The organism is Mycobacterium sp. IDUB_1 (assembly GCF_055419625.1).
Genome location: NZ_JBVAYA010000001.1, coordinates 1,523,586 through 1,549,446, shown reverse-complemented (window position 1 = coordinate 1,549,446; position 25,861 = coordinate 1,523,586). Strand labels below are relative to the sequence as shown.

General features: G+C 66.9%; 36 protein-coding genes. 1 reads left to right on the top strand and 35 read right to left on the bottom strand.

The window, feature by feature from the left end; translation table 11 throughout:
• Window positions 1-4 precede the first annotated feature (4 nt).
• The 22 genes from ACZYYX_RS07975 to ACZYYX_RS07870 form a co-directional block, all read right to left on the bottom strand.
• Window positions 5-1,723, bottom strand: coding sequence for a Gp37-like protein (locus tag ACZYYX_RS07975; RefSeq protein ID WP_463813884.1), 1,719 nt, complete (start codon window positions 1,721-1,723; stop codon window positions 5-7).
• The gene (locus ACZYYX_RS07970) at window positions 1,711-3,405 is read right to left on the bottom strand and encodes a DUF7257 domain-containing protein (protein ID WP_463813883.1); all 1,695 of its coding nucleotides are present in this window, start codon (window positions 3,403-3,405) and stop codon (window positions 1,711-1,713) included. The genes ACZYYX_RS07975 and ACZYYX_RS07970 overlap by 13 nt, the downstream gene beginning before the upstream one ends.
• Entirely contained in the window at window positions 3,405-7,229 is a 3,825-nt protein-coding gene (locus ACZYYX_RS07965) for a transglycosylase family protein (protein ID WP_463813882.1), read from the bottom strand. Before ACZYYX_RS07965 ends, ACZYYX_RS07970 begins: the two co-directional genes overlap by 1 nt.
• A gap of 1 nt (window position 7,230) precedes the next feature.
• Window positions 7,231-7,527 carry a hypothetical protein gene (locus ACZYYX_RS07960; RefSeq protein WP_463813881.1) on the bottom strand — a complete coding sequence of 99 codons (297 nt, stop codon included), beginning with the start codon at window positions 7,525-7,527 and terminating at the stop codon, window positions 7,231-7,233.
• Between the two features lie 49 nt (window positions 7,528-7,576).
• Window positions 7,577-8,113 carry a hypothetical protein gene (locus ACZYYX_RS07955; protein WP_463813880.1) on the bottom strand — a complete coding sequence of 179 codons (537 nt, stop codon included), beginning with the start codon at window positions 8,111-8,113 and terminating at the stop codon, window positions 7,577-7,579.
• 104 nt (window positions 8,114-8,217) lie between these two features.
• Window positions 8,218-9,225, bottom strand: coding sequence for a fibronectin type III domain-containing protein (locus ACZYYX_RS07950; RefSeq protein ID WP_463813879.1), 1,008 nt, complete (start codon window positions 9,223-9,225; stop codon window positions 8,218-8,220).
• A gap of 106 nt (window positions 9,226-9,331) precedes the next feature.
• Window positions 9,332-9,790 carry a hypothetical protein gene (locus tag ACZYYX_RS07945; RefSeq protein ID WP_463813878.1) on the bottom strand — a complete coding sequence of 153 codons (459 nt, stop codon included), beginning with the start codon at window positions 9,788-9,790 and terminating at the stop codon, window positions 9,332-9,334.
• On the bottom strand, window positions 9,787-10,110 hold the full coding sequence (locus ACZYYX_RS07940; protein WP_463813877.1) for an HK97 gp10 family phage protein: 324 nt from the start codon (window positions 10,108-10,110) through the stop codon (window positions 9,787-9,789). Before ACZYYX_RS07940 ends, ACZYYX_RS07945 begins: the two co-directional genes overlap by 4 nt.
• A complete protein-coding gene (locus ACZYYX_RS07935; protein WP_463813876.1) occupies window positions 10,110-10,472 on the bottom strand; it encodes a hypothetical protein in 363 nt (120 codons plus the stop codon). Before ACZYYX_RS07935 ends, ACZYYX_RS07940 begins: the two co-directional genes overlap by 1 nt.
• An 18-nt stretch (window positions 10,473-10,490) precedes the next feature.
• Complete coding sequence (locus ACZYYX_RS07930) at window positions 10,491-10,853, bottom strand: hypothetical protein (protein ID WP_463813875.1); 363 nt, start codon at window positions 10,851-10,853, stop codon at window positions 10,491-10,493.
• Window positions 10,854-10,897: 44 nt separating this feature from the next.
• Window positions 10,898-11,275: a hypothetical protein gene (locus ACZYYX_RS07925; RefSeq protein ID WP_463813874.1), complete on the bottom strand. Its 378-nt coding sequence runs from the start codon at window positions 11,273-11,275 to the stop codon at window positions 10,898-10,900.
• Complete coding sequence (locus tag ACZYYX_RS07920; protein ID WP_463813873.1) at window positions 11,272-11,718, bottom strand: hypothetical protein; 447 nt, start codon at window positions 11,716-11,718, stop codon at window positions 11,272-11,274. Before ACZYYX_RS07920 ends, ACZYYX_RS07925 begins: the two co-directional genes overlap by 4 nt.
• Window positions 11,715-12,659 (bottom strand): phage major capsid protein, encoded by a 945-nt coding sequence (locus tag ACZYYX_RS07915; protein ID WP_463813872.1) that lies wholly within the window; start codon window positions 12,657-12,659, stop codon window positions 11,715-11,717. The genes ACZYYX_RS07920 and ACZYYX_RS07915 overlap by 4 nt, the downstream gene beginning before the upstream one ends.
• Window positions 12,660-12,686: 27 nt before the next feature.
• A complete protein-coding gene (locus tag ACZYYX_RS07910; RefSeq protein WP_463813871.1) occupies window positions 12,687-13,139 on the bottom strand; it encodes a hypothetical protein in 453 nt (150 codons plus the stop codon).
• Window positions 13,139-14,368, bottom strand: a complete 1,230-nt coding sequence (locus tag ACZYYX_RS07905) for a head maturation protease, ClpP-related (RefSeq protein WP_463813870.1) — start codon at window positions 14,366-14,368, stop codon at window positions 13,139-13,141. Before ACZYYX_RS07905 ends, ACZYYX_RS07910 begins: the two co-directional genes overlap by 1 nt.
• Window positions 14,361-15,794, bottom strand: coding sequence for a phage portal protein family protein (locus ACZYYX_RS07900; protein ID WP_463813869.1), 1,434 nt, complete (start codon window positions 15,792-15,794; stop codon window positions 14,361-14,363). Before ACZYYX_RS07900 ends, ACZYYX_RS07905 begins: the two co-directional genes overlap by 8 nt.
• Before the next feature lie 23 nt (window positions 15,795-15,817).
• Complete coding sequence (locus ACZYYX_RS07895) at window positions 15,818-17,587, bottom strand: DEAD/DEAH box helicase family protein (RefSeq protein WP_463813868.1); 1,770 nt, start codon at window positions 17,585-17,587, stop codon at window positions 15,818-15,820.
• A complete protein-coding gene (locus ACZYYX_RS07890) occupies window positions 17,553-17,849 on the bottom strand; it encodes a hypothetical protein (RefSeq protein WP_463813867.1) in 297 nt (98 codons plus the stop codon). Before ACZYYX_RS07890 ends, ACZYYX_RS07895 begins: the two co-directional genes overlap by 35 nt.
• A gap of 40 nt (window positions 17,850-17,889) precedes the next feature.
• Window positions 17,890-18,543 (bottom strand): hypothetical protein, encoded by a 654-nt coding sequence (locus ACZYYX_RS07885; protein WP_463813866.1) that lies wholly within the window; start codon window positions 18,541-18,543, stop codon window positions 17,890-17,892.
• Window positions 18,544-18,813: a hypothetical protein gene (locus ACZYYX_RS07880; protein WP_463813865.1), complete on the bottom strand. Its 270-nt coding sequence runs from the start codon at window positions 18,811-18,813 to the stop codon at window positions 18,544-18,546. It abuts the gene before it with no gap.
• Window positions 18,810-18,971 (bottom strand): hypothetical protein, encoded by a 162-nt coding sequence (locus tag ACZYYX_RS07875; RefSeq protein ID WP_463813864.1) that lies wholly within the window; start codon window positions 18,969-18,971, stop codon window positions 18,810-18,812. The genes ACZYYX_RS07880 and ACZYYX_RS07875 overlap by 4 nt, the downstream gene beginning before the upstream one ends.
• Window positions 18,968-19,381, bottom strand: coding sequence for a hypothetical protein (locus ACZYYX_RS07870; protein ID WP_463813863.1), 414 nt, complete (start codon window positions 19,379-19,381; stop codon window positions 18,968-18,970). The genes ACZYYX_RS07875 and ACZYYX_RS07870 overlap by 4 nt, the downstream gene beginning before the upstream one ends.
• Window positions 19,382-19,431: 50 nt before the next feature.
• Here ACZYYX_RS07870 and ACZYYX_RS07865 point away from each other — a divergent pair, with 50 nt between their 5' ends.
• On the top strand, window positions 19,432-20,013 hold the full coding sequence (locus ACZYYX_RS07865; RefSeq protein WP_463813862.1) for a hypothetical protein: 582 nt from the start codon (window positions 19,432-19,434) through the stop codon (window positions 20,011-20,013).
• Between the two features lie 79 nt (window positions 20,014-20,092).
• On the opposite strand, the gene ACZYYX_RS07860 is transcribed toward ACZYYX_RS07865, so the two are convergent.
• The 13 genes from ACZYYX_RS07860 to ACZYYX_RS07800 are packed head-to-tail and all read right to left on the bottom strand — an operon-like array spanning window position 20,093 to window position 25,772.
• Window positions 20,093-20,431, bottom strand: coding sequence for a hypothetical protein (locus tag ACZYYX_RS07860; RefSeq protein WP_463813861.1), 339 nt, complete (start codon window positions 20,429-20,431; stop codon window positions 20,093-20,095).
• Window positions 20,428-21,039 (bottom strand): hypothetical protein, encoded by a 612-nt coding sequence (locus tag ACZYYX_RS07855; RefSeq protein ID WP_463813860.1) that lies wholly within the window; start codon window positions 21,037-21,039, stop codon window positions 20,428-20,430. The genes ACZYYX_RS07860 and ACZYYX_RS07855 overlap by 4 nt, the downstream gene beginning before the upstream one ends.
• Complete coding sequence (locus ACZYYX_RS07850; protein ID WP_463813859.1) at window positions 21,032-22,087, bottom strand: hypothetical protein; 1,056 nt, start codon at window positions 22,085-22,087, stop codon at window positions 21,032-21,034. Before ACZYYX_RS07850 ends, ACZYYX_RS07855 begins: the two co-directional genes overlap by 8 nt.
• Window positions 22,084-22,359 (bottom strand): WhiB family transcriptional regulator, encoded by a 276-nt coding sequence (locus tag ACZYYX_RS07845; protein WP_463813858.1) that lies wholly within the window; start codon window positions 22,357-22,359, stop codon window positions 22,084-22,086. The genes ACZYYX_RS07850 and ACZYYX_RS07845 overlap by 4 nt, the downstream gene beginning before the upstream one ends.
• Window positions 22,356-22,931: a hypothetical protein gene (locus ACZYYX_RS07840; RefSeq protein WP_463813857.1), complete on the bottom strand. Its 576-nt coding sequence runs from the start codon at window positions 22,929-22,931 to the stop codon at window positions 22,356-22,358. The genes ACZYYX_RS07845 and ACZYYX_RS07840 overlap by 4 nt, the downstream gene beginning before the upstream one ends.
• Window positions 22,928-23,239 carry a hypothetical protein gene (locus ACZYYX_RS07835; protein ID WP_463813856.1) on the bottom strand — a complete coding sequence of 104 codons (312 nt, stop codon included), beginning with the start codon at window positions 23,237-23,239 and terminating at the stop codon, window positions 22,928-22,930. The genes ACZYYX_RS07840 and ACZYYX_RS07835 overlap by 4 nt, the downstream gene beginning before the upstream one ends.
• The gene (locus ACZYYX_RS07830) at window positions 23,236-23,424 is read right to left on the bottom strand and encodes a hypothetical protein (protein WP_463813855.1); all 189 of its coding nucleotides are present in this window, start codon (window positions 23,422-23,424) and stop codon (window positions 23,236-23,238) included. Before ACZYYX_RS07830 ends, ACZYYX_RS07835 begins: the two co-directional genes overlap by 4 nt.
• Entirely contained in the window at window positions 23,421-23,690 is a 270-nt protein-coding gene (locus tag ACZYYX_RS07825) for a glutaredoxin domain-containing protein (RefSeq protein ID WP_463813854.1), read from the bottom strand. The genes ACZYYX_RS07830 and ACZYYX_RS07825 overlap by 4 nt, the downstream gene beginning before the upstream one ends.
• Window positions 23,687-23,932 (bottom strand): hypothetical protein, encoded by a 246-nt coding sequence (locus ACZYYX_RS07820; protein WP_463813853.1) that lies wholly within the window; start codon window positions 23,930-23,932, stop codon window positions 23,687-23,689. The genes ACZYYX_RS07825 and ACZYYX_RS07820 overlap by 4 nt, the downstream gene beginning before the upstream one ends.
• Window positions 23,929-24,336, bottom strand: coding sequence for a hypothetical protein (locus ACZYYX_RS07815; protein ID WP_463813852.1), 408 nt, complete (start codon window positions 24,334-24,336; stop codon window positions 23,929-23,931). The genes ACZYYX_RS07820 and ACZYYX_RS07815 overlap by 4 nt, the downstream gene beginning before the upstream one ends.
• Window positions 24,333-24,581, bottom strand: coding sequence for a hypothetical protein (locus ACZYYX_RS07810; protein WP_463813851.1), 249 nt, complete (start codon window positions 24,579-24,581; stop codon window positions 24,333-24,335). Before ACZYYX_RS07810 ends, ACZYYX_RS07815 begins: the two co-directional genes overlap by 4 nt.
• Window positions 24,574-24,954, bottom strand: coding sequence for a hypothetical protein (locus tag ACZYYX_RS07805; RefSeq protein ID WP_463813850.1), 381 nt, complete (start codon window positions 24,952-24,954; stop codon window positions 24,574-24,576). Before ACZYYX_RS07805 ends, ACZYYX_RS07810 begins: the two co-directional genes overlap by 8 nt.
• Complete coding sequence (locus tag ACZYYX_RS07800) at window positions 24,951-25,772, bottom strand: hypothetical protein (RefSeq protein WP_463813849.1); 822 nt, start codon at window positions 25,770-25,772, stop codon at window positions 24,951-24,953. Before ACZYYX_RS07800 ends, ACZYYX_RS07805 begins: the two co-directional genes overlap by 4 nt.
• Window positions 25,773-25,861: the final 89 nt, after the last annotated feature.

The window sequence follows — 25,861 nt, the reverse complement described above, 5'->3', positions numbered from 1 at the left end:
TCTCTTATCCGCCGCCACCGGGCGCCAGCGTCAGGACGTTGACGATTTCCTGCAGCGCGGTGATGTTGCGTTGATGCTTGACAATTGGTGCTTCTTCGCGTTTGCCGTCGCCGATCTGCGCGAAGCACTGCACCCCTGCTTTGCGGTCGTCGGTGACGACGACGTCTTCGACGTAGTCGGTGGTGATCTCCCCTTCCGAGGCGATCGACAGCAGCCACCCGGTGTTGAAGTCCCGCCCATAGGAGATGGGCATGCCGTTGCGGAATCGTGCTGTGACGCTGCGGTATCCGATGCCGTCGTAGCGGGCCTTGATGAACGCGAAAACGGTGTCGACGTTGTACGGCGCCGACTGGGTGGGATAGAAGCTCTCGGGTCGGCCGTAGGGTCCGACCTCGACGCGCATGTCGAAGTCGGGCATCGCCTGGAATGCGAGGAACGCGTCGTTGAGGAACCCGTCCAGCAGCGAATTCGGCACTCCCGTAACGCCGGCCACGATGGTGACCATGTCGATCGCGTAGGAGTAGAACGCGTTCAGCAGCGCGTTGAGCCATGCCGGTGATTTGCCGCCGACGATCACGGTGTGGCCCTTGGGGAAGTGGTCGTCGATGGAGAACGACTCCATCGGTGTCCGCTTCCCCGGGCCGGGGTCGATCAGCACCGCCCACGGCGGCACATAGTTCACACCCAGCTTCGGGGAGATGTACACGCCCTCGAGGCCTTCGGCCTGCTCGATGACCGGGCGCAGGGTGCGACCAAGTTTCGAGCCAGCCAGGTCGACGATCTGCCGGATGATGCCGTCCAGGAACGAGTGCGTCGGTCCGGTGATGCCGCTGCGATCGCGAACCCGCACAACGTAAGTCGGGACGGTCAGGTTTGCCCATTTGTCGGGTTGCGGGTCGCCGGGCCGCCACAGCTCCATGGTGACGTCGATGCCGTAGGTTTCGGTGACCTGCTTGATTGCCTCCCCCAGCGACGTCATCCGGAACGTCGCCGCCACGAACGGTGACCCGTCCTTGAGGGGGTTGGTGCGCACCACGTAGATCGGGGTGGTGAGCATCTGGTGGAGGTTGCCGTTGTTGAGCAGCCACTTGGCGAACCAGTTCCGCAGATCGAAGTTCAGCGAGACGAGGTTGTTGACCAGTTCCCACATCCCGGATTGGATGCGCATCGCCTGCTCGGCGATCATCGATTCGATGACCGTGACGATGTTGCCGAAGAACACGGCGTGTGAAAGTGGTTGCACGGCAAGGGGTAACCACCACACCGGGAGTATGAAAATGTAGAACAGGATGTCGAAGATGCCCAGGATGTTGACGACGCAGGTTCGGACACCCTTGTCCATCTTGTAGTTCGTGGAGTCGACGAACCCGGCCCACACGTCCTCGCCCATCTCGATGGTGATGCCCACCAGGGTGTTTCGGCAGTTCCGCACGATCGGCACCAGCGGGTTGGTGACGGGCAGATCGTTGTATCCGCGGATCGCGCCGGGAAGAGTGATCTTCGCCGCCGCTGTGCGGTTGCGCGGCTTGTTGCGGGTCAGGTCGACGTAGTTGCCGCAGCCGGCGACCGGCCGCCACAAATTGTCGTGGATCGTGACGACCAGCTCGGTGGGGACCGCCGAGATGCGGGTGGCCACCCACTCCGCGGTGTCCGCAGCGGTGTAGGGGTCGAGATCAAGTCCTTGCCGTAGAGCTACCTGGGTGCCAGGGTCTACAGCGGCCACCGGCGCCTCGGCGTCATCGCGGCGATGACTTTCGACGTCACCGATCCGCCTTCGACTTTCACGGTGATCGGCGTCTCCACCGCCGCCATGCCGGCCTGTTTGGCGGGGATGCGGTTGGTGAACCGGCCCTGCAGCAGCCGGGAGAACTCGCCCTGGATCGGCACCTGACCGAACGCCGACTCGAACAGCGAGAGCAGCTTGCTGACATCACCGTTGGCGGCCAGGTTCTCCAGCTCGGAGATTGTCGCGTTCAGCTCGGCGAGCTGCTCGGTCGTGGGTTTGACGTCGGAGAAGTCGACGACGCCGCGGAAGATCTCGTCGGTGTGGATCTGCGCGACCTGCCCGTCCTTGAGTGGCCCGAACACGATGGGCTTCGACGCGTCCCCACCGTTGCTGAACGTGAAGGTGCCTGGCCCCCACACCGTCAACCGGAACGGCTCGTCCTGGTCACCGATGTTGGTCAGCGGCAACACCCCTGACTGCGCCGCCGTGTGGTTGTCCCCGCCGGACCAATCCCGGATTCGGGCTGGCGTCGCCTGCGAGATGAATCGTGATCCGGCGAACGCGCCGATCGCGCCGCCCCGGTAGTCGGCGCCGAGCGCGGAGAAGTTCGTGCCGTCGACTGTGTCGATGAGCGGGAACCGGCCCCGCATCACCTGGAAGCGGCGCTCGTTGCCCTCGTAGCCGCAAACGAGGGTGAACGTCTCCCGCGGCCCGGGCGGGAACAGCAGGGCGCGGGTGTCGAGGACCTTCTTCACCCCGCCGACGAACGCGGCCAGCTCGACGAGGTGGCGGCGCACCCGCAGCCGGATACCGGTCTGGCCGGGGGTGCCGGCGGTGGCCACTCTCCCCCACAGGTCGTTGGCGGCGAAGCTGCCCAGCGAGTATTCCGGGATCGACCCGTACTCCACCTCGAATACCTGGTTGTTGGTGACGGTGGCGAAACCGACACGGCGGGCGACGTATTCGCGCTCGTCGGTGAAGAACACGTCGTCGGGGTCGTCGAGCCAGCGCAACTGCCCCTTGTCGACGTAGGGGTGGCCGCCGCCGGAGCCACGGAAGTCGATGTCCCAGCCGGGCCCCATGTCGTCGGGGTAGTCGACGCCGAATAGGTCCTCGTCGTCGCGGTAGTCCGGCGCCCACATCGACACCGAGTCATACGAGCGCCACGAGCCGCGGTCGATGCGGGCCTGCCAGGTGAACCGCTGCTTACACGACAGCGCGCGGGCCAGTTTCTCCGTCGGAGTCTTGATCCAGCGGGCCTGAGCCCACCAATGCCCGCCGTCGGGGGTGATCGCCAACAACTCCCCGGTGTGGTACTCCGACCACGAGTCGATCCAGTCGCGCACCACCTGCCGGGTCTCACTCGGGGTGTTGCCGTGCAGCTCCACCACCATCGACAGCATGATCGGGTCGAGCACCGACCCGTTGAAGATCACGCCGTCGATGTGGGCGCCCTGGATGTCCTGGGTCTGCCACGTAGGCAGCAGGTTCGACGGACCCTCCGGCAGCAGCGCGCCCGCCTGCACGCCGGGCATCGGTTCCATCGCCCCCGAGATGTGCCAGGCGATCGCGTCGTTGAAGCTGCGATACGCCAGCATCGGCTCGTCGCCCTGCAGCAGCCGGCGTGCACCCATCGGGGTGATCGGGCCCGCCGGATAGGTTTTGCGGACCAGCGCCATCAGTGGCCCGCCGCGTACGCCGCGACCGCGATGTCCTGGCCGACCTGCTGCCCGTCGGGTCCATGGTTGTGCATCTCCCCGATCTGCACCGTCGGGCCGGCCTTCTGCTGCGCCAACCCGGCCTGTGCCCCCGACTTCGCCGCTTCGGGTCCCTGCTGAGGCGCGGGTTCCCCCGCACCGCCTCCAGCGCCGGCGGTGTTCGGTAGCGCAGGTTTAGCACCTGAGATACCCCCGAGGATGCGGGTGAGCCAAGAATTCGAGGCGCGTTGCGAACCGTGCGGCAGGAACGTGTCGAGCACACCCTGAGCCGCGATACCTGCGACCTGACCGCCGTAGCCGATCGTGCGGTTGATGGCCTGCATCGCAATCGAGGCCGCGGCACCGGCACCCGGAAGCGCGGCACTCGCCGCGGCCGTCGCAGCCGCCATCGGTAGCCCGCCGATTCCGTTGAAACCGCCGCCTATGCCGCCCGCTGGCGCCAGACCACCAGTCATGGCCGACGACGTCGGCCCCGGTTGCCCCGGTTGTCCCGGCTGCCTGGGCTGCTGCATGCCGGGAAGACCGCCGGGTCCCGCGGCCACAGGTGCACCCGCGCCGAAAGCGCTCGCCGGGGTGGCGGTGGTGACGCCGGGTACGTTGCCGTCGGTGATGGCCTGCCACGCGTCGAGACCTTGTGGTGCTGTCCCGTTGTAGCCGGTGAACGCTGTCCGGTTCGCGACCGCAATCTGCTGCTCGCGTGTCGCCTGGTTCGGCATCGCTGCGAACTCCTGGCCGCCGAACGCGTTCCACGTCGACGGGGAGAACTGCAGACCGCCGTAGTGGCCATTGCCACCGGTGTCGGCGTTGGACCAGTTGCCGCTCGACTCGGCTGCCGCGACGGCATCCCAAAGACTCTCAGCGGCGCCAGGCCCAGGCGCGGGCCCGGCGCCCTGGCCGGACGCGGGGGTGCCCACCGGCGCGCCGGTGGACGGGCCCACACCCGGGCCACCCCCGGCGCCGCCGAAGTTGCCGCCGACCACGTAGACAGGTACGACGCTGCCGCCGCTGAACGCCGACGGCACCCCGCCTGGCACCATGCCCGGTGCACCGGGGGCGCCCGGGGTGATGTTGTTGTTGCCTCCGGGCTTGTACCAGGCATGCACGTGGTCCTCGTGGCGGTCGGTCGGGCCGCCCGTGCTTCCGTAGTCCTGGGGGGTGAGCCCGTGGCCGTAGCCGTACGTTTTGTTGTTGAAGATGGCGCCGTAGACGTTGGGGTCCGAAAGCACCTGCTGCAGGACTTGTTGTCCCGCTTGGATGTTGGGAACCATGATGTCCAGCGCACCGTTTTGATGCTCGCCATGCTGATCGGCGGCATGGTCACCGACGGTGAGGCCTTGCGACTCCCAGAACGGCATCATCACGCGGTGCGCGAAGTCACGCGGCGACTCACCAGGCATGGGCGATCCTGCGAAGCTGCTCGACGTGCCGGGGGGTTGCAGGGCCGCGGGGCCGATCGCCGACGCCGACGGGGCGCTGGCCGCCCCGATCGCCCCGGGAGTGTATTGCTGACCAAACGCCCCTTGGGCGGCGGCGATGCCGATCAGACCGGAGCCTTCGTTAGGGTTTGCGGCCTGTATCGCGCCGAGCTGCATCAAAGCCGGTGCGGCGATGAGGTTTCCGACGAACTTGGTGACGTTCTCCAAGATGCCCGGCAAGCCCTTGCTGATGCCGAAGTCGTTGTCGAGCTGCGCGCCGATCTGACCGAAGTTGTCGGCCTGCTTCTGCAGCTGGCTGGTGGCGCTGTTGCCGGCCTTGATCATCGACTCGAGCTGGTTGCGTTTCGCGTCGTTGAGTGACCGCTCCGCCTGCTGCTGATCCTGCTCGGCGCGGGTCACGTCGTTCTTCGCCTTCTGGATTTCGTCGGCGGTTGCGACGTTGGAGGCCTCGAGCTGCTGAACGCGGGCGTTCGCTTCGGCGACCGCGTGACGGGCTTCGTCGATGCGGCTCTGCGCGTTCGCGATCGCCGTCGGCAGACCGGAGGTGTTGGAGTACTCCATCGGCAGCACCGGCGCGGCCGGCAGGCTCGCCGATGTTCCTCCCGGGCTAGCCGCCGACCCGTCGGATGTGCGGGCGCTGGGCGGCGCGGTGTAGCCGATCGAGCCGTCGCGGCGCCGGTACTGACCGGGCGCAAGCGCATCGTTGCCCCGAGGGTTCGCCGCTGCGTCGGCGCGCAGCCATCGATCCGCCGGCGAGAGCTGATCCCACGGGATCGATGGGTCCGGACCGCCGAGCCCCGCGGTGGGCAGGCCAGGCCCGCCGGTCTTCGGCAGGTACTGGCCGCCCGGTGTTTGACCGCCGCCGCCTCCGGAGCCTAAGTCGAGCTGGTTGATCGGCGTGTACGTGGGGATCTGCGGCAGATCGACTGGCGACACCGTGTTGGCCGCGTCGATCGCTGCGCGGATCGGCGCCAGCGCGGCGCTCAGCGCGGAGCCAATCGAGTTGATCACCGGGATGACGGCGTTGCCGACCGATTCGACGACGGTCTTGATGCCCTCGAAGCCTCGCGCCGCGTTGTCGATCGCCGTGGCCCACAACCCGATCGGCGCACCGACTGTCATCGCGGCGATCTCGATGGCCGGCATGATCGTCTGGATGTCACCGAGCAGGTCCCGGATGGTGGGCAGCATCTCGCGGGCGGTCGGCGCCAGCGACATGAACGCTTCACCGAGACCCCACGCGATCGTTCCGAGATCCCGCAGCGTGTCGAGACCCTCGCTGAGCCACCGGTTGAGGTCGCCCGACGCGCGCGCCTGAGTGATGAACGTGGAGAACGAGTTCGCGGCGTCGGTGGCCGCCCGCGCCAGGTCAGGCAGCGCACCCGAGCCCACCGCCATGATGTCGGTCAACGCCCGAGTCAGCGGGGCGGTCGCCGGGGCGAGCGCCTGGAACGACTGGGTGATGTTCTGCACGAACGTCTGGATCGACTGCTGCGTCTCCGGGGTCAACAGCTGGTTCGCGACCCCGGTGAACATCTGATTGAAAGACGCCGCGATACTCGTCGTGGCCGACTGGATCGTCGGCAGGTACTGGTTCGCCAGCTGCGTGATCTGTTGCCCGACACCGGTGAACAACGCGTCCTGCGTCGCTCGCTGCAGATCGGTCAGCGCGGGCATCATGGACTGCACCGACAGCATGAAGGTTTGCGCCGCCGGGGCCAACGTCTGCAGCGACTCCGCGAACGCCTCGGGGTCGCCCAAGTTGCTGAACGCGTCGTCTAGGCCTGCCGTGGCCAGCTTGATCGTGCCGAACGCGGCACCCACCGCGCCGAGAGCGCCGGGCAGCAGCCACAGCGACTGGGCGGCAGATGCGGCGACTCCGCCCACCTGGACCAGCGCGCCGGCCAGGCCGATCATGGCGGCCGGCGCGGCGATGCGGCTGAGCGCCCCGATACCGGTTCCCAGTTCGGTGACCGACCCCATCAGCCCTGTCGCGCTCTGCGACGCCGCGCTCATGGTGCTCGACAGGGTGCGCGTCGCCGACTCCGCCGTCTGGATCTCGTCATGCATCGACCGCAGACTGAAATCGCCTGCCGCGCGGTCCATGTCGCTGTGCATCCGCCCGAACCCGTCGACGATGCGGTCAAACGAGTCGAGGTAGGAGCGTTCGACCTGCGACGCCGATCCCTGCGCACCACGCGAGACGCGGGAGAAGCTGTCGGACATGTTCGCGTCGAACCTGTCGCCGACCCGGACGGACACATCGTCGAACGAGCTCTCGAGCTCTGCCGAGGTCTGCGCGACGGACCGTTCGTTGAGCCGAGTCACCACATCGACGTCGATCGACATGTCAGCTCACCGCCTTCACTCGCACTCGGACTCTGGATTCGCCGCGCATCTCGGCCTGGCCGCGTTCGTAGAGCTCCCGCCGCAGCCGCTCACGTTGCGCCTCGGCGCGTTCCTGCGCCGGAGAGCGCACCAGCTCGGGTTGATAGTCGTTCCCATCAGCGCGGGACAGCGCCAGTTCGTTGGCGGTGCGTGCCGCGACGTACTGATCGATGCTCCAATCACCGCCCCGCAGAGCCGTTTTGAACGCCGACAATTCGGGCAGAAATTCGATCAGTTCGATCAGGTCCCGGCTGCTCATGACGCCGGTGTGCCACTCCCGGATGTGCCGGTGGTGGTACCGCGACAGGTCAGCTGCGATCTCCCGCGGGAACTGCCGCCACGTCGGAAGTACCTGTCTCACTGCTTTTGTCGGCGCGGCCCCGCTCCTCGATCTTCTTCGACAGGTCGGTGATCATCTGCACGAACTCGCTCGACTTGCCCTTGGCCTGCTTGAATTCCTCGTAGCCGTCGTCGCCGAGGAGCGCGGTGACCAGCGCAACGTTGTACGACGGCTTCACCAGCTGCCCGTCCTTGCGGTACGGGATGAGGTAGCCGCCCGGGCGGGTATGCGCCGAGACCTTCACCGTTTCACCGTTCTTCGTCACCGTGCGTTCGGGCACCTGCACGTCGGGTGCCTTGTCGCACTGCTCGTAGGTGAACTGCACGTCGTCGAACCGTTCCTGCTGCTCGTCGTCGAGCACGCTCAGGATCGGCACGGGGAACGTCCTGCCGGTGGGTGTTGTGTAGATGTCGCCCTCGATGAAGCTGTCGTTGTCGGCGGCCTGATCGTGCGCGTCCTGCGCGGCGGTCTCGCGGCGGGCATCTGCGGCGTCCATGGGATTCATTGGTGGGGTTGTCCTTTCAGTGTGGGGATGTGGGGCGGTGTGTGGGGATGGTGGTGACTCGTCGGGCGGGCGCAGCCCCACACCGCAGCCCGCCCGACGAGGGATCAGGAGATGGTGACGGCGGTCGACGCGGCCGACGTCGTGGACAGACCGGAATCCGCCAGCGCCGTGACCCGGAACTGCGTCGACCCGGCGGTCAGGCCGGTGAACGACGTGGTGATCGTGACGCCGGCGACCGACGAACCGGCGGGGGTGGCCGGCGCCCACGCCCCGGCACCGACCTTCTTCTCCCACGTGTAGGCGAACACGTCGGGGGCGGGGTCCTTCGGCAGGTGCGGAATCATGAACGCCACCGACGCCGCCCCCGAACCGCCCGGGGTGGCCACCGGCGGGCCGGTGAAGATCGGCGCACCGGCCAAACCGCGGTACCCGGCGCCCTCGGGCACCAGATAGAACGGGGTGTCGGCGAACGGGCACAGCTCCACCCCGTACCGCAGCTCCGCCCCCACCGGCGTCTTGCGGTTAAACTCCATGTCGCCGACCTTCTTCCGCGCCATCCGCGGAAGCATCAGCGCGAGCCGCTTGTCGCCGTCGTCGGCGCACACACCGAACTGGTACTCCGCGCGGGTCGCCTCCGACGGCGCGATCCACGCCCGCCCCGCCGACCCGAGGTCGCGAACGTTGGTGGCCAGCAACAGGTTACGGAACAGGGCGGCGAACACCTCGTTGACCTCTTCGGTGGTGAACGCCAACTCGTTGTCCTGCATCGTCTCGTCCCACCGGGCAGCGCGGATCAGCTGCGCCGACGCCACCTTCTCGACGTCGAAGTCCGAGCTGAACTTCGATCCGGTGTCCTTGATGAGGCCGACGTTGTGCCATTGCCCGCCGGGGAAGTCGGGGTCGTAGAGGTCGTCGCGCCACAACCCGTCCTCGGCGAACGGCGTCATCACACCGTCGTCGCACAACCCCATCGCGGGGTCCTTCAGGTTCGTCGCCGACTGCAGGTAGTCGCGGGCGATGACGTGGACGCTGGTGCCCTTGAAGATGGCCAGCGGGTTGATGAACGGGTGGTGGGCCTCTTTCAGAGACACTCCGTTAGCGGGCAGGGTCATTCCGGTGTTCCTTTCGGTGATGTGCCCTGCACCCGAAGGCGAAGGCGGGCAACAACAACGCGCCCCGACCGGGACGGTCGGAGCGCGAAGAACTGGTGGGTATTGGTTAGGCGGCGTGGATGCGGAGATCGACGGCGTAGCGGCCGATCATGCGGGCGATCTTGTCGTCGCCGTAGGGTTCTTCCCGGAACTTCAGCGACGTGACGATCCGGTCGACGAACGCGGTGCGGCCGCCGCTGATCTGTACCCGCTCCTGGGGGGCCAGCGGCGGGCCGAGCGCCAGCATGCGGCGGTGCGCCAGCGGCGCCATGTCGCGGGCGGCCAGCAGCGCCGCCGCGTAGTTGGCGCCGCCGGCGAGCAGATGCACCGAGTAGATACTGTGGTCGGTCACCTTGTCCTCGTCGGCGCCGGCAGGCGCGTCGGAGACGATCACCTGCGGCAGATCGGCTTTCGCGTTGCGTGTCGGCCCGACACCCCACCCCTGCTGGTCACAGAGCGGCAGCAACCACGCGATGAGCAGCTCGACACCGTCGTCAATCGTGTAGGGGAACAGCTCGACGCTCATTCGGGTGCTTCCGTGCCACCGAAATGCGCGACGGTGCGCGCCGCGACGGCGTGCTCACGCATGTACTTCGTGCCGTACTCGACCAGGTTGGCGATGTCGTCGTCGTTGACGACCTTGAACGTCGGCAGGCCCTCGTCGGTGTCGGGGCCGCGCCGCACATGCCAGGCGTCCTTGTAGGCGCCGGTGTACTCGGGTGAGATCGACTTCGCATAACCCACCATGTCATCGGCGAGCAGTTCGGCGGTGCGCACCACCTCGGCGTTGTCCGCGGCGATCTTGGCGCGGATCTCAGCTTCGATGTCGGCGGCGCTCGAGGCCATCAGGAGGTGGCGGTCGCCTTGCCGCCACGGCCACGGCGCGTCGACGCCGGCGTCTCGGCGGTCTCGGCGGTCTCGGGTGCGTCGGCGGTGTCCACGGGGGCCGCAGCGTCACCGGGGGCGGCCGGCGCCGGCACGTCGGCGTCCGACGTCTGCTCACGGTCCTGGTGTTCGTCGGCGTTCTCGTCGACCGCCTCCGCTTTCGCCGCCTCGACGGCTTCGACACGGCCGGCCTCGAGCAGCGGCGCGGCCTGATCCTCGGTCAGCTGCACGACCACACCCCGCTTCGGGTAGTGCACGGTCACCGCCTGCCCGCCCAGTTCGGTGTCCACGGTGATCGGCTTGACAACGGTGTATTCCGGCATGACTGCCTCCTGTTTCGGTTATCCCGCTTGGTATTCCACGACCAGCGCGACGTGATCACGCTGCCCGCGGATGGTGGTTTCAACGACCGGATCACCGGCCTGCTCATACACGGGCCCGTCGACCGGGTCACCGTTGTCGTCGACGATCGGGAACTGGATCGCGTCGACGAACGTGATCCCGACGGTGTCGGCGTCGACCGGCAACGTCACCCACGCCACCATCGACAACACCGTCGTGGTGCCGTCGGTGGACTCGCGGGCATCCGCGGCGGTCGCCGGCTGCACCTCGAACGAACACCCGTCCTTGCGGATCACCTCATCGTCGGTGTCGGGCAACGGCTGATTCAACCGGTCGCGGCCAGTGCTGTTGCCGCGCTTCACAATCCCGACGGTGTCGTTACCGATCGAGTACATCGACACCGCGGTCAGTCCCCGAAGTAGTAGGCCGGTTTGACCGTGGTGGGGGCGATACCCAGCAGGGCGAGTTGCCGCCCGGTCAGGTAGTCGTCGACGAGTGCCGCTTTGACGGTGTCGTCGAAGGTGCCCGATTCGCTGCGGCGGCTCGTCGTGTTCGCGAAGTCCTTGAGCAGCGTGTAGTCACCGAAACGCACCGCGTCGCGGGTCACTTCGTAGACGACCTGCTTGGCTCTCGCCTCGGCGACGTCGGGTTTCCGCTCGAGGATCGCATCCGACAGGATGTCCAGCATCCGCTCGGCCTGCGGGCGGTCCTTATCGGGCAGGTTGCCGTACTCGCCGGCGAACTCGTCAATGGTCATGAACGAGAACGCCGGCGGGGACGTCACGTCAGTTCCTGCAACTGCTTCTTCGTCATGTCGTCGACGTCGACGCCGGGGTGTGCCTTGCGGGCCCACTCGCGCCACACGTCGACGTTGTTGGCCTGCTTGGGCCGCTCGTAGAGCTCGGCGCTCGCCGTCGTCGTGGCGGCGTCGTCCGCACCGTCGGTGTTGGATTGTGCCACTGCGGCGTTCGCGACCGCCGCCGCTGCCGCTTCGGCCGCGGCCTGGGCTGCGATCTCGGCCGCTGCTGCCGCCGCGGTCGCTTCGGCGTCAGCCGCAGCGTCCTTCCCGTCGTCGGATCGCTGCTTGGCGATCATGCCGGAGGCGAGGTGACGGGCGATGTCGTCGTCGGAGAAGTCGGTGACGACGTCACCGCGGTAATGCTTCTTCTCCGAGCCGTCCGGGCGGGACTGATCCACCCGGAAGCCCGTCACCACGTAGGCGGTCACGGCGTGACCAGGCCGGTCAGCCACAGACCGGCCTTCGGCTGATCCAGGGCGATCGCGCGGTGATGCGACGCGTCTGAGCGCCACGTCTGCGTGGGGCCGCCGTCGGGGCCGCCACCTTCGGCGTAGAGCGGGGTGAACTGCAGCGGCCACATGTCGCTGAAGAAGCCGATGGTGCCGCGCTCGCACACGAACGCCTTGTCGACGGGGAACGCCCACGACTGCAGGATGTCTAGGCCGAAGATCTGGCCCGGGAACTTCCCGGTATAGAGGATCGACTCGTTGGCGACGTTGCCGTTGTACACCTTGAGGAAGTTGTCGTTGTCCAGCAGCGTGGCGAGCAGGCTGGGGTGCACGACGAGGGTGTTGGGCTGGAACCCGGAGTACTCGACGTCGCTGCCGCCGGCGGCGAGGTTCGGCGCCGCGGCGGAGATCTGGCTGATCGCCTTCGCGAGGTCCTTGCGCGGCTTGCCGTTCGTGGTGTCCCACGCGTTCGCGACGCCGAGGGTGGGCACCGCGGCGGACTGCACGACCGCCTTGATTGCGCGGTCGTCGGCCCGCTCGAACGTGTTCTTCAGCTGATCGGACTGGCGACGGTACTCGTCCATCGCGTTGGCGATCCGCATCTCCTTGGTGATGCGGATACCCAGGCCACGCTTGACGCCGTATGCCGACTTCGGGGTGCCCTTCTGACCGGCCGCGACTGGGATCTCGGCGCCCTCGGCGACGATCTCGGGGTCGTTCAGCAGGAACGATGGGTCGCCCTCGAAGTACTTCACCACACCGGAGGTGTTCGCGCCGCCGTTACGCAGCAGCGTCGAGGAGATGAAGATGTTTTCCATCTTCACCTTCTGCACGGTCGGGACCAGCAGCGGATCATTGATCAGGTCGCTGACGGTGACTCGGCCTCCGTCGGAACTGACCACAACATTGTTGAGTGCCATAGTGGTTGTCTCCCTTGTTGTTTCGGGTCAGAGAATCCGGGTCAGACCGGAGGACTTGGTGCCGACGGTGACACCGCCGGGTTCGACGCAACGCGCGACCAGGGTGCGGGCGTCCGGGGTGGAGCCGGCCGGGGTGACCTTTCCGGCCGCTGCGCAGATCAGCAGCTCACCGAACGCTGCGTTCGCGGCGTACTCCACGTAGGTCTCCATGCCGCCGTAGATCACTGCGGTGGAGGTGGGCACCGGCACCATCGAGGTGACCGAGCGGCCCAGCGCATCGGTGGTGTCGGCGGGCGGGAAGTCCTCCGGAGCGACGGCGTCGTTGAGCGCAGCGCCGAGCGCCTTGAACGACCCGGCCTGCGCGTGCTGGATACGGCCACCGGTGACGGCCTCGACGATGCGCCCGCCCAGGACGGTGGCGTCGTCGGCCGGGGTGTAGGTCCGCGGGCCCTGCTTGGTGACGATCGGAACGCTGGACATCAGATGAGCTCCTTCAGGAGGGGGTTGTTCTCGCCGGTGGTGCCGGCGTTGTCCGAATCGGTGCCGTGACCCACCTCGGTCAGCGGGACGCGCGCCTCGGCGGGGATACCGGCGAGCAGCTTGGTGGTGGTGGTGGCGTCGGCCTTCATCAGCGCCATGTACTGGCCGCGCTCGGCGGGGGTGATCTTGCCCTTGCCGATCGCGTCGTCGACGACGCTGGCGTGCGCGGAGGCGGTCTGGTTTTCCAGCGCCGTCACGCCCGCCTTGGCCTGCTCCTCGAGACGCTCGAGGCGGGCGGCGGGGACCAGCGTCATGCCGGCCTTCTCGGCGAACGCCATCGCGGCGGCCAGCTCCGGGGCGGGCGCCTCAGCACCCTCACCGCTGGCGTCGCCGCCCTGGTCGTCGTCGTCCTGGTGGTCGTCGCGGCTGTCGAGCTCGTCGAGCTTGGCCAGCACATCGTCGTCGGTCGCGTCGGCCGGCAGACCGAGGCGCTCGAGCACCTTTTCACTGGGCACGGTGTCCTCCTTGTCATCCGGGCCGGGCGGCCCGTTCTCAACCCGCATGGTTGGTGCGGGAGCGGCCTGACGGCCGGGGTACTTGAACTCGGCTTTCGCCGACGGTCGCGACAACGCCGCCGCCACTGCGGCTTCGACGTCCTCGCGCTTGGTTGATTCGTCGATCGCGGTCACCAGACCGGCCTCGAGGGCTTCGTCGGCGCGGTACCAGGTTTCGCGCGCCATCGCCCGCGTCCATTCCTTCGGGTCGCCGCCGGCGCGGTCGGCGTAGAAGTCGGCCATCGACGCGTTCAGCGATTCGAGGAACTTCGCCGCGGTGTGATGCTCCTCGGCGGTGCCGTAGACGCCGTTGCGGGCGTTGTGGAGCATCATCTGCCCGTACTTGCTCATCACGACCGTGTCACCGGCCAACGCGATCAGCGACGCCGCCGACGCGGCCAGCCCGTCGATGTGCGTCGTCGTCGCTGCCTTGTTCCGCATGATCGCGTTCGCGATCGCCAACCCGTCGTAGGCCGATCCGCCCTCGGAGTTGATGCGGACCTCGAGCTCGTCGACGTCGAGTCCGTCGATCTCTTCGATCAGCTTGGCCGCATCGACGCCGCCGAAGAAGATCGAGGCCCCGATGACGTCGTTGATCCGGATCGTCGCCCGCGACGGCTCTTTCGCTTGCGCAGCCGCGGATCGGGTGATCGAAAACCATTGCCGCTCAGACATCGAACAACCTTCCTTGCCCAGCGGGCACCATGGAGCGTCGCCGGGGCCGGGCGGTGGCCGCGGCCGGTTCCCGGCCGCCGAAGAACTCATCGCCCGGTGTGTCGCCGCCACCGTCGGTAGACGGGCCACCGGCACTCGGTGCGGGTTCGGCGTCGGCGGGTTTGGTCGGCAGCCGCAGCCGTTGCCGCAGCGCCTGCTCGGTCAGCACGTCCGGCGACAGCAGGCCGGCGTCGACGAGCAGCTTCAGCGAGTTCGCGGTCGCTTCCTGCTCAGAGCCGATCTTGTCGGCCACGATCAGCGGCGCCGGCATGTCCGGTCCGAAGTTGACGTCGACGAGGTCCTCGACGACGTGCTCGTTTCCGATGCGGACGAAGAACTTCAGCGCCGCGTTCTCGGCCAGGATGAAGGGATCGGCCAGCACCGACGCGAGCGCGTGAGAGCCGCCGCGGTCGAGGTTCATGAAGTGCGCCAGACCGCCGAGCGCGATCATCTTGTCGTGGTACTCGAGCATCGACTGGGTGTCGGGCATGTTCCCCGAGACGCCGACGAGCTTGAAGTCCTGGTCCTTGCCCAGGCCGATGCCTGAGCGTTGACCGGAGCGGGCGCCCTGTGCGAGAGCCCCCATGGTGTCGACCTCGTCCTGGTTATTGGTGCCCGCCCGACCGACCGGCAGACCCATGCCGTTGCGCTGCGCCGCGGCGGCCTGCACGCGCATGATCTGGTTTTTCAGCACCCAGTGCTTGTATGCCGACCGCAGGATGGAACGGCCAACCCATTTGCCGGGCCGCATGTTCCGCGAGTACACGACGAGCCGGTTGACCGGGATGTCGAGCGGCGCGATGCCGTAGAGCACGCCGCTGCTCGATGCGGGGGGCAGCTGTGTGATCGACTGGAGTCCTCCGTCGAGCGCCACGTTGAACTTCTGGATCGTCCACTGCGGACGCGGCGCGAGTTTTCGGATCCAGAATCGGCCGTCGTCGCCGACCCGGTAGATCTGTTCGAACACCGAATGCCCGTACTGCTGCGTCGGGCCGAACGCCTCGAGCAGGTGCTGGTCGTAGGAGAACCGGTCACGCTGCCGGCCCGCATCCCCCGGGCGGGGCCGCACCTTGTCCTCCCCCACAATCGGGAGATTCAGTGCCTGCGAGACGAACTCGACGACGTGGTCGGGTGCCCCGTTCGGGTCGATCCGCTTCGGTGTTTCCAGCACCGGGCCGGCGATCGCCTCGAGCAGCGACGTCACGCGCGAGTCGTCGTTGTCCATCTGCGAGTACATGACCACCGACTGCGGGTGCTGCAGCTCGGGCACCTTCTCGAACGGATCGCACGACAGCCACCCGAAGAACGGGTCACCGGTGTTCGTCGCCGACGGCACCACATAGCCGCGTTCGGAGGTGTTGGCCGCGGTCTGCACTCGCTTCGTCACCGCCACCACCTCCTGTCTCGGGGTCAGAACACTGCTGTCATCGGGTCGAACTCACCGCCCACGTCCATCACGCCGAGCCCACCGAACGGGTCCAGCTCGTCGTCCACCGGTGCACGCCCGCCGGCCGACGGTCGCGGCGGCGGCGCCTGCACCTGCCCGTGCTTCACCAGCAGATAGTGCGCCAACGTCGCACCCATCAGCTGCGGGAACGACGCCTCGTCGATGACTTCCCACACGAACGCGCCCGCGGGCAGCTGCTTCTTCATGGCCGCACCGACAGCGTCGTTGAGACCGGGCTGGTTGCGGTGTGACAACTTCCCGCCCTGCGCCGCCAGCAAGAACCCGCCACACGCCTGGGCAACCTCGGTGCCGTTGAGCAGCTCGACGTCGAGATCGTTCTCAAGGTTCGGCATCAGATCCGCCGCGCCCGAACGATTCCGCACACCAATCGCCACCGGGTCCCACGCGTTGACGACCCGCAGGATTCGATCAACGATCACCTCGACCGACGCCGTCTGGCAGTACCCGACTTCGATATGGGTGCGGCCATCATCAGTGCGCTGCGCCCCGACGATCACCCACAGCCCCGAAACGCCCGGCGCCTTCTCAATCACCAGCGATGTCGCACCCGTCAGTGCCGGCGTCCGCATTCCTGGCTGTGGTCCCATCGCTGCCCACTTCTCAGCTGAGATCTCGGTGTCGTCCTCGACCTCCGGCGGCGGATAGGTTCCCCAGCCGAGATAGTCCGCCTCGAAGATGGCGCGCTTGATGGCGTTCTTCGCCTTTTGCAGCTTCGACCACACCTCGCGCTCGTCGGTGGCCACACCGTGCGATGGCTGCGCCGCCACCCACGCGGCAGGCTGGTCACGCGTGAAGTGCCGAGGCGCCGCGAACAGTCGGTAGAACAGCAGCGGCGCCCGCGCGAACCCCAACCGGTGCATATCCGCCAGGGAATGGCACTTCGGATGCTTCAGGAACACCGGTGCCGTCGACAAGTAGATCGTCTGCGGGTTCTCCGACGCCGACTGCGCACCCGTCAAGTCGTTCTCAATGCCGGGGTCGATGTCGTACGCCTCATCGAGGAACAGGATGTCGAGCTCGGTGACACCACGCCCGAACTCCTGCGACCGCGGCGCGAACTCGCATACCGACGTCACGATCGCGACACCGGCGTCGTCGCGCTCAACGACCACCTCGATGATGCCGTGGTTGTCGCGCACCGACGGGTTCCGCGCCAGCTTCTGCCTCAGCCACGGCACCCGGTTGATCACCCGGACTGTCCGCTCGAACACGTCCTTCGCGGTCGACCACCGCTGCGCCGTGTACACGATCTTGAGCGGCCGAGCCCGACCCACACACGGCGCGACGAACAGATAGAACAGGATCAACAGAACGACGATCAGCGTCTTGCCCTGTTGCCGTGTGGCTTCGATGCACACGTCTCGGTGCGTCCACACCCGCTCGCCGTAATCGTTCGGCGCGCGCAGCGACGTGATCCCCCGGATCGTCGACCACTGCCACGGCATGCACCGCGTCTTCGTCCCGTAGTCGCGGTGCAGATTGAACCCGAACTGGGCGCACCGATCACCCTCGGACTCATCGGCGTCCGGGCAGCAGTCACAGAAGCCCGGGCCGTGCCTCGATTCGAACTCCGGCTCCTGCCGGCCAGTCAGCCGCGGCCACTCCCCCACGAACTCCGGCCACTTCGGCTTCGACTTCGGCGCCGGCGTGGCCGGCCCCTTCGCCGCGGTCCGACGCTTAGACGTTCGTCGGGTCGCCGCTGCCGTTGCCACTCGGACTTCCCGGCGTCATCCCCCGCTGCCGCTTCACCTCAGCAAGCAGCTTCCGCAACTGCTCCGCGAGCTGGCGGTACTGAACCAACACGTTCGTCACCACCACCTCGACCGTCTTCGCGCCGATCTTCACCTCGAGCCACGCGCCACGATCACCATTGAGAACCGGCCGCAACCGATCCATGAAGTCCTTGATCTGACCAGCTTCCTCAATCAACAACCGCAGCTCGACCGGATCATTCGGCCGCGACAACGCGGCCACCAGCTCGTCGCCCGCAGTCGAACCGGCCGGCGCAGCCGCCTTACGCCGCGCCAACACTCAACCCGCGAAATCGCATACGCCACAACAACATTCGCGTATCACACGGCCGCGAAATCGCATATGCGACAACGCATTTCACCCGCGCCAGCAAACTTTCCACCCCGTGTGTGAAAAAGTCCTGACGTTCGTCAGGTGTGTTGGCCCCTCCCCCCCTCAATCTTTTTGCGGGTCGATTCTGTTGCGCTGCAACATATTTCGACACTGCGAGCGCCACGAATGTTGTTGCGGTGTAGTCGTTTTCGGTGACGATGGTCCAGGGCCATGGCATGAGCAGGTCGGTGGTGTCTATGGCGTCGGGTGTTGCGCTGGTAGTGGCGTTGGCGGCGAGGTGGTCGTTGCTTCCGTCTCCGCGTTGTCGGTTGCATTCGCCGTGGAGTAGGCGGTTGGGTAGTGGGATGGGCAGGCCGCGTTCGATGGCTTGCGCTCGAGTCATTTCGGAGTGGTCGGCCTGCAGCTTCCCGCTCATCGGGTTGGTGCTGTTGGGGTTGTAGTCCCAGTTCTTCGTGCGGTCTTTCCACATGGGGCGGCCGCACCAGCCGCAGGGTGACCCGTCGCGGTGGTTGTCGAGTAGGGCCTTGGCGGCCTGCTGGTGTCGCCAGCCGAGGCCTTTCTCGGTGGTGGTCTTGCCCGCCATCTACTGGCCGAGGGCTTTGATGGCGTCGTGGTCGATCACGGGGGGCTTCAGTTTGCAGGTGAAGGTGAAGCCTGGGAGGCCGTCGTCGTTGTCGGTGGTGATGGTGTGGTCAATGGCTGCTGCGCGTGGGTCGCCGAAGGCTGCGGCGAGGATGTTGGCGTAGCTCATGATCATGAGTCCGGCTTGTTGTGGGGTGAGGGGCCGGGTGGGGTCGAGTGTGCGTCGGAGTTCTTCGGGGATGGGGAGCTCGGGCATCTGCGGCATGGTCATCGCTGGATCTCCCACGGTTCGACGAAGTGGACGCCGAGTTGGGGTGCGACGTACACACCGTCGATGTAGGGCGTTATGGCGGTGCCGAGCATGGACCCGTGCAGATCGGGCGACTTCTTAGAACGGAAGCGTCGGAGTGCGCGTCGGATGAGGTTCATGCGATCACCGCGTGGGGGCAGTCGGAGGTGCGGGCGTGGAGGGCGCCGATGAGGGTGGGGCCGTGGGTGGAGACGCGTTCACCGCTGGCGGTGAGGGTGAGTAGTGGGGCGCTGGCTTCGCAGTTGGGGTTGGAGCACCACACTTCGACGGTGTGGGGTCGGATGCCGTCGGCTTTGGCGGCTTGAGCGCGGAGCTGCTCGAGCTCGGCGGTCGGGATGTACTGGTAGCCGTTGGTTTCGGCGTGGTGCACCAGTGCTTCGGCAAGGCCGCGGTTCTGCTTCTTCACCTCGTCGGCCATCTCGGGTGGGAGAGCCTGGTGGCGGTAGTTCGAGAGGACGCGGGGTTTCCCGTCGGGGTGAAGGAATCCTTCGGCGAGGCCGCGGGCGTACAGGTCGACGACGGGATTCATCTCATCACGCGCCGCTCTGATTCACTGTGACCGATCAGGAAGGAGCGGTGATGGCTCGGGACCCGTGGCTTGCACGCCGTGGAGTGGTGTACTGGCTCTCCGCTGAGTGGATGCTCAGGGCGAGATCGAACGGCGGCGGAGTGATTGTGGGCCGTTCGGCGTGGATCGCGATGCTGCTCTACGTTCCCGCCATGGCGCTGTGGTCCTGGTCGGGATCGAAGTGGTCGACCCAGTTCGATGTCGGAGAACTCGGGCACGCGGTGTCTGAGACGATCCCCTGGTTCGGCGCCATCTTCGCCGCCGTCTACGCAGCCCTCTACACGCGTTTCTCGTCGCAGTGGCAATACCTGGCGGGAGTGTTCAACCAGCTGATGACCGCACAGTCCCAGATCGAGGGCACGGGCGTGGACCCGAACCGTCTTACCAAGATCCGGCTGTGGAAGGCGGCGTTCGCCGAGGACGCCGAGGACCTGCATCTGGCGGGTAAACGGGTGTTCCGGACCGCTGTGATCGTGTGTCTTGAGGACCCAGGCGTGGCCAAGATGTACGACGAGCACACGGCCGGCGGTGAAGCGCGCCGACTGAAGTTGCTGGCCGATTTGAAGAAGAGGGAGAAGAAGCGGAGGCCGTGACGCCCGGGACTTGGGCAGCGTCTGCCAGGGCCTATGGTGTCGCATGCGACGGGTGTTGTCAAACATTCGTTCGATCCTTTCAGCGGTTGCGGAGCATGGTGTCGACGTCTGACCAGCGGTAGCGGCCGTCGATTTGTGGGATTCCGTAGCGGGCGGGCCAGTCTCGGATGGTGGATTCGCGGTATCCGGTGAGGTCAGCGAGTTGGGTGGTGGTGAGGAGTTCGTCGTCGTCGATGTGGGCCATGGATGGGAGTGCCCAGGCGTGGCCTTCGCGTCGGATGCCGGCGTCGAGGGCGTCGGGGTTCTGCTGTTCGGCGGGTTTGCGGAGTTCGAGCCACATAGCGAGGACGATGGAGAGGAGCGCGTCTTCACGGGACCGGTACCGGTGAACCTTCGTGCTGGCGTTGGGTTCGGTCATTGGTCGCCGACCTGAATCTGGATTTGGCCGGTGTCGCGGTCTTCGTGGAGATGGGTGATGCGGTCGGTGAAGGTTTGGCCGTCTGCTCCGACAACGGTGATCAGCTGACCCTCGTCGAGTTGCATGAGGTCCACGGCGGCGTGTCCGCGGGGGCCGGATTCGATGGCGCGCGGCGATGGGAGCGCGGTGGCCTGGTCGGCCCAGTTGAACCACCATTCTGCAGGCAGTCCCATCAGCTGCAGTGAGTCGAGGACGAACCGTTCGGCGGCGGCGATCATCTCGTGCAGCCAGCGGGGTGCGTTGTCGGGGATGTCGTTCAGGTCGGGGTGGAGGTGTCGGGCGATGCCGGTGATGGGGGGCATGGGTCCGATGAAGTCGGAGCCGGGGCAGAGGGTGGGGCTGTCATCGTTTGCGGCGCGGTAGTTTTCGTCGTATACGCCGAGGTGGTACATGGATGCGATACGGACGGTGGTGGGGAGGCCGTGCCAGTGTCGGTGGCAGCGTGGGCATCGGTCGTAGCGGTCGGCTGTGTAGTCGTCGACGGGACCGCCGGCGAGCTGTTCGTCGACGAGGGAGCCGATGTCGTCGATCACGTCGCGATCACTCACCGGCGACGACCTCCCCAGCGGCGGCGCGCTCTTCGGGTGTGGGGTGGCCGTCGAGGATGCCGGTGAGGAGTTCGGCGAATTGGTGGGTGGTGACGGCGTCGTAGTCGGGGCTGTAGATGGCTTCGGCGAGGGTGGCGGCCTGGTCGAGCCGAGCCCAGGCTTGGTCGCGTTGCCATTGGGCTTCGGCGAGGCACCAGGTGAGTTCGTCCATGCGTTGGGCCCTTTCGAGTTCGGCTTGGCGTTTGATTTCGCGGTTGAAGAGGCCGCCGGTTTCTTCGGTCCAGTCGCGGTCGCAGGCGCGGCAGACGACTTTGTGGCCGTTGGTGTAGAGCTGTTCGCCGCATTCGGTGCAGCCGCCGAGTTTGGCTGGGAGGCGCCAGTATTCGGTGGTGGAGCCGGAGAGGCGGGCTCGTGCTGCGGAGCGGAGTTTGACGAGTTTCATGCCGGTGTCGACGCCGGTACGGGTGACGATGCGGGTGTTGGGTCGGTAGATGGGTTGGCCGGTGTCGCGGTCGCGGGTGAGGACGGATTCGCCGCGGCCGACCCATTCCTCTTCGAGTTGGGCGGGGCTGGCGATGAGGACACCGAGGTGTTTGACGACGAGGGTGGAGCATTCGGTGATGTCGCGGGGCGGGGCGCCGGTGGTGTTGCGGGCGCTGTGGACGCGGGCGGCGGCGATCCGGAGTTGGTGGGCGATGTCGCGCATCAGTTCGTCTTTCGCGACGTCGATCGGTGAGCTGGTGGCGTGGGAGCCGCCGCCGACCTTCTCGCCAGGGACGCGTTGGTGGTCACCGATCGCCGCATGGAGATCGCGGTAGTCGCCGGGGAGGTCCTCGACTGCCAGCCGTATGGCGGAGTAGCAGCGGCGGCACACGGTGCCCGGCTTTTCAGTGATCTTCGGGAGGCGGCGGCGTTCCCCCGTGGTGGGGTCCGGGTCGGTGATCTCGACGTCGCGGCAGGCGGGGCCAGCGAGGCAGCGATGCACCTCGTCGGGGTTATCGCTGTACTCGACGCGGCGGGTGACGGTCTCATGCCGAATCTTCGTCATCGGTCCCTCCGTGGTGGTTTGTAGCCGACGCCGCCGGGGCGGTCGCTCTGGCCAAGGCCGCCCCAGATGCCGTAGCGAATGCGATGTCGGATGGCGAAGTCGGCGCATTCGGCTTTCACGGGGCAGCCGCCGCAAATCCACTTAGCGTCGTAACCGGCGTCTTTCTCGCCGCTACCCGGGAACCACATGTCGGGTTCGTCGTGGTCGCGGCATTTTGCGCGGAGTTTCCATTCTTCGTCGGTGTCGCGGTCGACGTTGGGTTGTGCTGTCATCGGCGGGCTTTCGTGGTCCACGAGGTGGGCCAGGAGATGCCGGTGGAGTGCAGGCCGTTGTGGTGGCGCGGCATGAGCCGGAATGGGAGTTTGGGGCCGTCGCCGAGTTTGATGGCGCCGATTTCGGCGAGGGCGATCGCGTCGGCTTTGTCGTCGTCGGTGGCGGTGAGTTTCATGCCCCAGCGGGTGTTGGCGCCGGCGATCATGGCTTTCTTGTCGCTGCCGCCTTTCCCGCTCCCCCAGGCTTTGAGGGTGTTGATGTGGACGAGGGCGATGGGGGTGTTGCGGACGCGGTGGAGGTGGGCGTAGACGCCGTTCCAGAAGCCGGCGCGGTCGAAGGCGTGGCCGGTGGTGGATCGGTAGAGGGGTCGTTCGATGACGACGAGGTCGGTGTCGGTGGGGATGGCGTCGAGGACGTAGAACGTCATTTCGACGATGCGGTCGCAGCGTTGTTCGTCGCTGGCGCCGTCTTCTCCGCCCCATCCGCGGGCTTCGAGGGTGGTGCAGTGGCCGTTGGTGAGGACGGCGATTCCGGTGGCGGTGAGGCTGATGTCGACGCCGGCGATCTTCATCGGTCGTGCCTCGGCTCTCCACACATGCACGTCTCGACGCGTCCGCAATGCGGGCAGTCCTGTGGCGCTTTGCATCCCACCGCGACGTCGTATGAGCCGCAGGCGGTGCATTCCCAACCCCACGGCCGGTTCTCCACGGCGCCGCGATCGCAGGTGATGCAGCGCCGATCGGAGGCTTCGATGAACGCGGCGACGGCTTCGGGGTAGGTGGCATATCCGCGGCCCCACTGGTGCTCATCGAAGCCCTCTGGGTACTCGAGCAACCAGTCGCCGGGCTCGCTGCGCGTGATGATGAACTTGTCGCTCATCGGTGGGTTCCGTCGAGGATGCCAAAGATGTGGTTGACGACGTGGGCGGCGTGTTGGTGTTCGTCGATGGGTTCCGCGTCTTCGTTGGGGGCGGCTTCAGTGACGCAGAGGCAGGTTTTGTTGTCGGGGTCGTAGGGGTGGTTGCGGATCAGGTTTTCCAGGGCGGTGCGCAGCGTGATCGTCATGATGCGGCTGCCTGGATCTGCTTGGCGAGTGCGTCGAGTCGGTCGGGGCGGTAACCGGACCAGTGCTGCTCACCTTCGCGTGTGGCGGCGACGACGACGGGCGCTGCGGTGTATCCGAGTTCGGCGATCGCGGCACTGATTCCGGGGTCTGAGTCGATGCGGGTCTCGGTGAACTGGATTCCGCGGCGGGTGAGGTGTCGTTTGGTCTGTGTGCAGGCCATGCAGGCGGGCCCGGTGGTGTAGACGGTGACGGCGATCAGGGTCATTGGGCCGTGATCTCCTGTTCGGCGAGGCGGGCGATCGCGGCGGCGAGCATGCCGGCGGTGTCGGTGGGGTGGCGGCGGGCGCCGGCGGCGTAGGCGTGGGCGAACGCGCAGGCGGTTTCGCCGTCGTGATGCGCTGCGTGGGCGCGGTAGAGGGCGAGGAGTTCGTCGACGGCGGTGTTGCAGCGGGCGCGGATTTGGTCGACGGCGGCGACCTGGGCGGGGGTGGCGTGGCTGTTTTTCACGATGCGGCTACCTGTTGTGCGCGGGCGAGGAGGGCGTCGACGGATGCCATGAGGTAGGCGAATTCGCGTGCGGCGGTGATGCTGTTGGTGCCCCAGCGGTGTTCGCCAGATGGTGAGCGGACTTCGTAGCGTTTCGGGGGTTCGTGAGGTGCGAACATCTCGACGACACCACGCTCGCCCGGCTGGGCGGTGGCGACGGTCCAGGCCTGGCGCGGCCGGTACTCGCGGCAAGTGCAGCGTGAGCATTCCCGCCACACCGTCGTCTCGTTGGTGACGCGGTTGATCGCGAACAGGAACTCGTGGTGGTCGGCCTTGTGGATGCACTGGCATCGGGCGCGCGGGTCCGCGGATGTCGGCTGTCCGGGCCACTGCGGGATGGGGCCGATCACGGTGGGGGCGATCATCGGTTGTCTCCGTTCAGGATTGCGCGGATGCGTTCCATGCCACGGGCCGCGGCGGCGCTGTGGTCTTGGTGGTCGCAGACGTAGTGGCCGCGGTAGCCGTCGTCGTCGCAGCGTTCACAGTCGGCGATCGCTTGGGGGTCGCGGTGCGGCCGGGGGGCGTCGAGGTCGACGGGTTGTTCGGCGGCGAGGTCAGCGCGAGCCTGGGCCTGGCGGCGCCGCACCTCCTCGAGATCGAAATCAGACATCGTCGATCGACTTTCCGACGGTGGCCACCATCGCCTCGAGGCGTTGCCGGTTCGCGGCGAGTTCGGCGGCGCTGGGTTCAGCTTTGGCGTCGCAGATTGCTTCGTACGGGGTGCGGTCGGTGGCGCGATCGCCGCGGTCCTTGCGGACGGCGCGGGATGCGTCGACGAGATCCTTTGGGAGAGGGCGAAAACCAGATCCGTTGTCGGAGTACATCTTCGTGACGCCGGCGAGCACGTCGGGCAGCTCGAGCTGATACCGCTGGATCTGTTCGGCCCAGGCGGCGACCGTTGCGCGGTTGGGTTGCGGGAACCAGGGGTCGTAGGCGGCGCACTTGGCGAGTGCTTTGGCGGCGGTGTCGTTCGGGTTATTCACTGGCCGAGCGCCTTTCGGTCGGGTGTGGGGTCGGGTGTGCCGAGGTTGGCCCAGGCCAGGACTTTCGCTTCGCCGGCCGAGGCGTCGGGGGCGGCACGGGATCGTTTGACGACGTCGCCGTAAACGGTTTCGAGGTACTCAGGTCGGTCGCAGTTCGGTCGGCGGTCCCACTCACGCAGCGATTCGCGGATCAGCGGGTCGCTTCCGCCTTGCTGGTAAAGCTTTTCGGTCTGGATGGCGAGGCGCTCCATGGTGCTGCGCGGGTAGCCGGCGTCGTTGAGTTCCTGGCGGACGACGGTCTTGGCGGCGTTCGAGGGGTGACGCCGGGTGGGGCGAGATGCGTTGTCGATGTGTTCGGGGACGACGACGTCTTCGGTGCGAGGCTCGGGTGGGAGAGATTCGTCGATTTCGCGCTCGGTCGTCGTCTGTTCCCCTGTTCCCCTGTTCCCCTGTTCCCCTGTTCCAGGCGCGAGGGTTTCGGGAGGGCTCGCGAGGGTTTCGCGAGTGTTCCTGTAGGAGTCGCGATTTACAGGTTCGGCGTACTCCGTTGTACCGTCTGGCCTGGGGAAACGTCCTTTGCCCGGTTTGTCGATGCGCTGCAGGTCTTTCCACTTGTCGACGTAGAGCAGATCTTCACCGTCGATGGCGTATCGGGCGATCAAACCGGCCTGATGGATGCGGGTAATCGCTTCGGACAGCCTCGCGAGGGTCTCGCGAGGGTTCGCGGAGAGGTCGCGAGGGAAGACGTCGGCGGCGATCAGCGCGAGGTCGTCCTTGCCGACTCCGTTGTCGTCCACGTAGGCCTCGAGGCCCTTCAAGACGAAGCGATCTGCCCAGTCGGGCAGACGCTCGGCGATCGTCTTCGACCGCCAGAACTCCGGTTTGGTGCTGCGGATGCGCACTACGC

What these genes read in the sequence shown, in the direction of transcription:
- ACZYYX_RS07880 (WP_463813865.1), bottom strand. Translation starts at nt 18,813, where the DNA reads ATGACCATGCCGCAGATGCCCGAGCTCCCCATCCCCGAAGAACTCCGA.
- ACZYYX_RS07915 (WP_463813872.1), bottom strand. Translation starts at nt 12,659, where the DNA reads ATGGCACTCAACAATGTTGTGGTCAGTTCCGACGGAGGCCGAGTCACC.
- ACZYYX_RS07875 (WP_463813864.1), bottom strand. Translation starts at nt 18,971, where the DNA reads ATGAACCTCATCCGACGCGCACTCCGACGCTTCCGTTCTAAGAAGTCG.
- ACZYYX_RS07830 (WP_463813855.1), bottom strand. Translation starts at nt 23,424, where the DNA reads ATGACGATCACGCTGCGCACCGCCCTGGAAAACCTGATCCGCAACCAC.
- ACZYYX_RS07945 (WP_463813878.1), bottom strand. Translation starts at nt 9,790, where the DNA reads ATGAGCGTCGAGCTGTTCCCCTACACGATTGACGACGGTGTCGAGCTG.
- ACZYYX_RS07810 (WP_463813851.1), bottom strand. Translation starts at nt 24,581, where the DNA reads ATGTCTGATTTCGATCTCGAGGAGGTGCGGCGCCGCCAGGCCCAGGCT.
- ACZYYX_RS07885 (WP_463813866.1), bottom strand. Translation starts at nt 18,543, where the DNA reads ATGGCGGGCAAGACCACCACCGAGAAAGGCCTCGGCTGGCGACACCAG.
- ACZYYX_RS07905 (WP_463813870.1), bottom strand. Translation starts at nt 14,368, where the DNA reads ATGTCTGAGCGGCAATGGTTTTCGATCACCCGATCCGCGGCTGCGCAA.
- ACZYYX_RS07865 (WP_463813862.1), top strand. Translation starts at nt 19,432, where the DNA reads ATGGCTCGGGACCCGTGGCTTGCACGCCGTGGAGTGGTGTACTGGCTC.
- ACZYYX_RS07910 (WP_463813871.1), bottom strand. Translation starts at nt 13,139, where the DNA reads ATGTCCAGCGTTCCGATCGTCACCAAGCAGGGCCCGCGGACCTACACC.
- ACZYYX_RS07845 (WP_463813858.1), bottom strand. Translation starts at nt 22,359, where the DNA reads ATGACAGCACAACCCAACGTCGACCGCGACACCGACGAAGAATGGAAA.
- ACZYYX_RS07965 (WP_463813882.1), bottom strand. Translation starts at nt 7,229, where the DNA reads ATGTCGATCGACGTCGATGTGGTGACTCGGCTCAACGAACGGTCCGTC.
- ACZYYX_RS07840 (WP_463813857.1), bottom strand. Translation starts at nt 22,931, where the DNA reads ATGAAGATCGCCGGCGTCGACATCAGCCTCACCGCCACCGGAATCGCC.
- ACZYYX_RS07955 (WP_463813880.1), bottom strand. Translation starts at nt 8,113, where the DNA reads ATGAATCCCATGGACGCCGCAGATGCCCGCCGCGAGACCGCCGCGCAG.
- ACZYYX_RS07960 (WP_463813881.1), bottom strand. Translation starts at nt 7,527, where the DNA reads ATGAGCAGCCGGGACCTGATCGAACTGATCGAATTTCTGCCCGAATTG.
- ACZYYX_RS07815 (WP_463813852.1), bottom strand. Translation starts at nt 24,336, where the DNA reads ATGATCGCCCCCACCGTGATCGGCCCCATCCCGCAGTGGCCCGGACAG.
- ACZYYX_RS07940 (WP_463813877.1), bottom strand. Translation starts at nt 10,110, where the DNA reads ATGGCCTCGAGCGCCGCCGACATCGAAGCTGAGATCCGCGCCAAGATC.
- ACZYYX_RS07825 (WP_463813854.1), bottom strand. Translation starts at nt 23,690, where the DNA reads ATGACCCTGATCGCCGTCACCGTCTACACCACCGGGCCCGCCTGCATG.
- ACZYYX_RS07870 (WP_463813863.1), bottom strand. Translation starts at nt 19,381, where the DNA reads ATGAATCCCGTCGTCGACCTGTACGCCCGCGGCCTCGCCGAAGGATTC.
- ACZYYX_RS07835 (WP_463813856.1), bottom strand. Translation starts at nt 23,239, where the DNA reads ATGAGCGACAAGTTCATCATCACGCGCAGCGAGCCCGGCGACTGGTTG.
- ACZYYX_RS07860 (WP_463813861.1), bottom strand. Translation starts at nt 20,431, where the DNA reads ATGACCGAACCCAACGCCAGCACGAAGGTTCACCGGTACCGGTCCCGT.
- ACZYYX_RS07850 (WP_463813859.1), bottom strand. Translation starts at nt 22,087, where the DNA reads ATGACGAAGATTCGGCATGAGACCGTCACCCGCCGCGTCGAGTACAGC.
- ACZYYX_RS07950 (WP_463813879.1), bottom strand. Translation starts at nt 9,225, where the DNA reads ATGACCCTGCCCGCTAACGGAGTGTCTCTGAAAGAGGCCCACCACCCG.
- ACZYYX_RS07970 (WP_463813883.1), bottom strand. Translation starts at nt 3,405, where the DNA reads ATGGCGCTGGTCCGCAAAACCTATCCGGCGGGCCCGATCACCCCGATG.
- ACZYYX_RS07935 (WP_463813876.1), bottom strand. Translation starts at nt 10,472, where the DNA reads ATGCCGGAATACACCGTTGTCAAGCCGATCACCGTGGACACCGAACTG.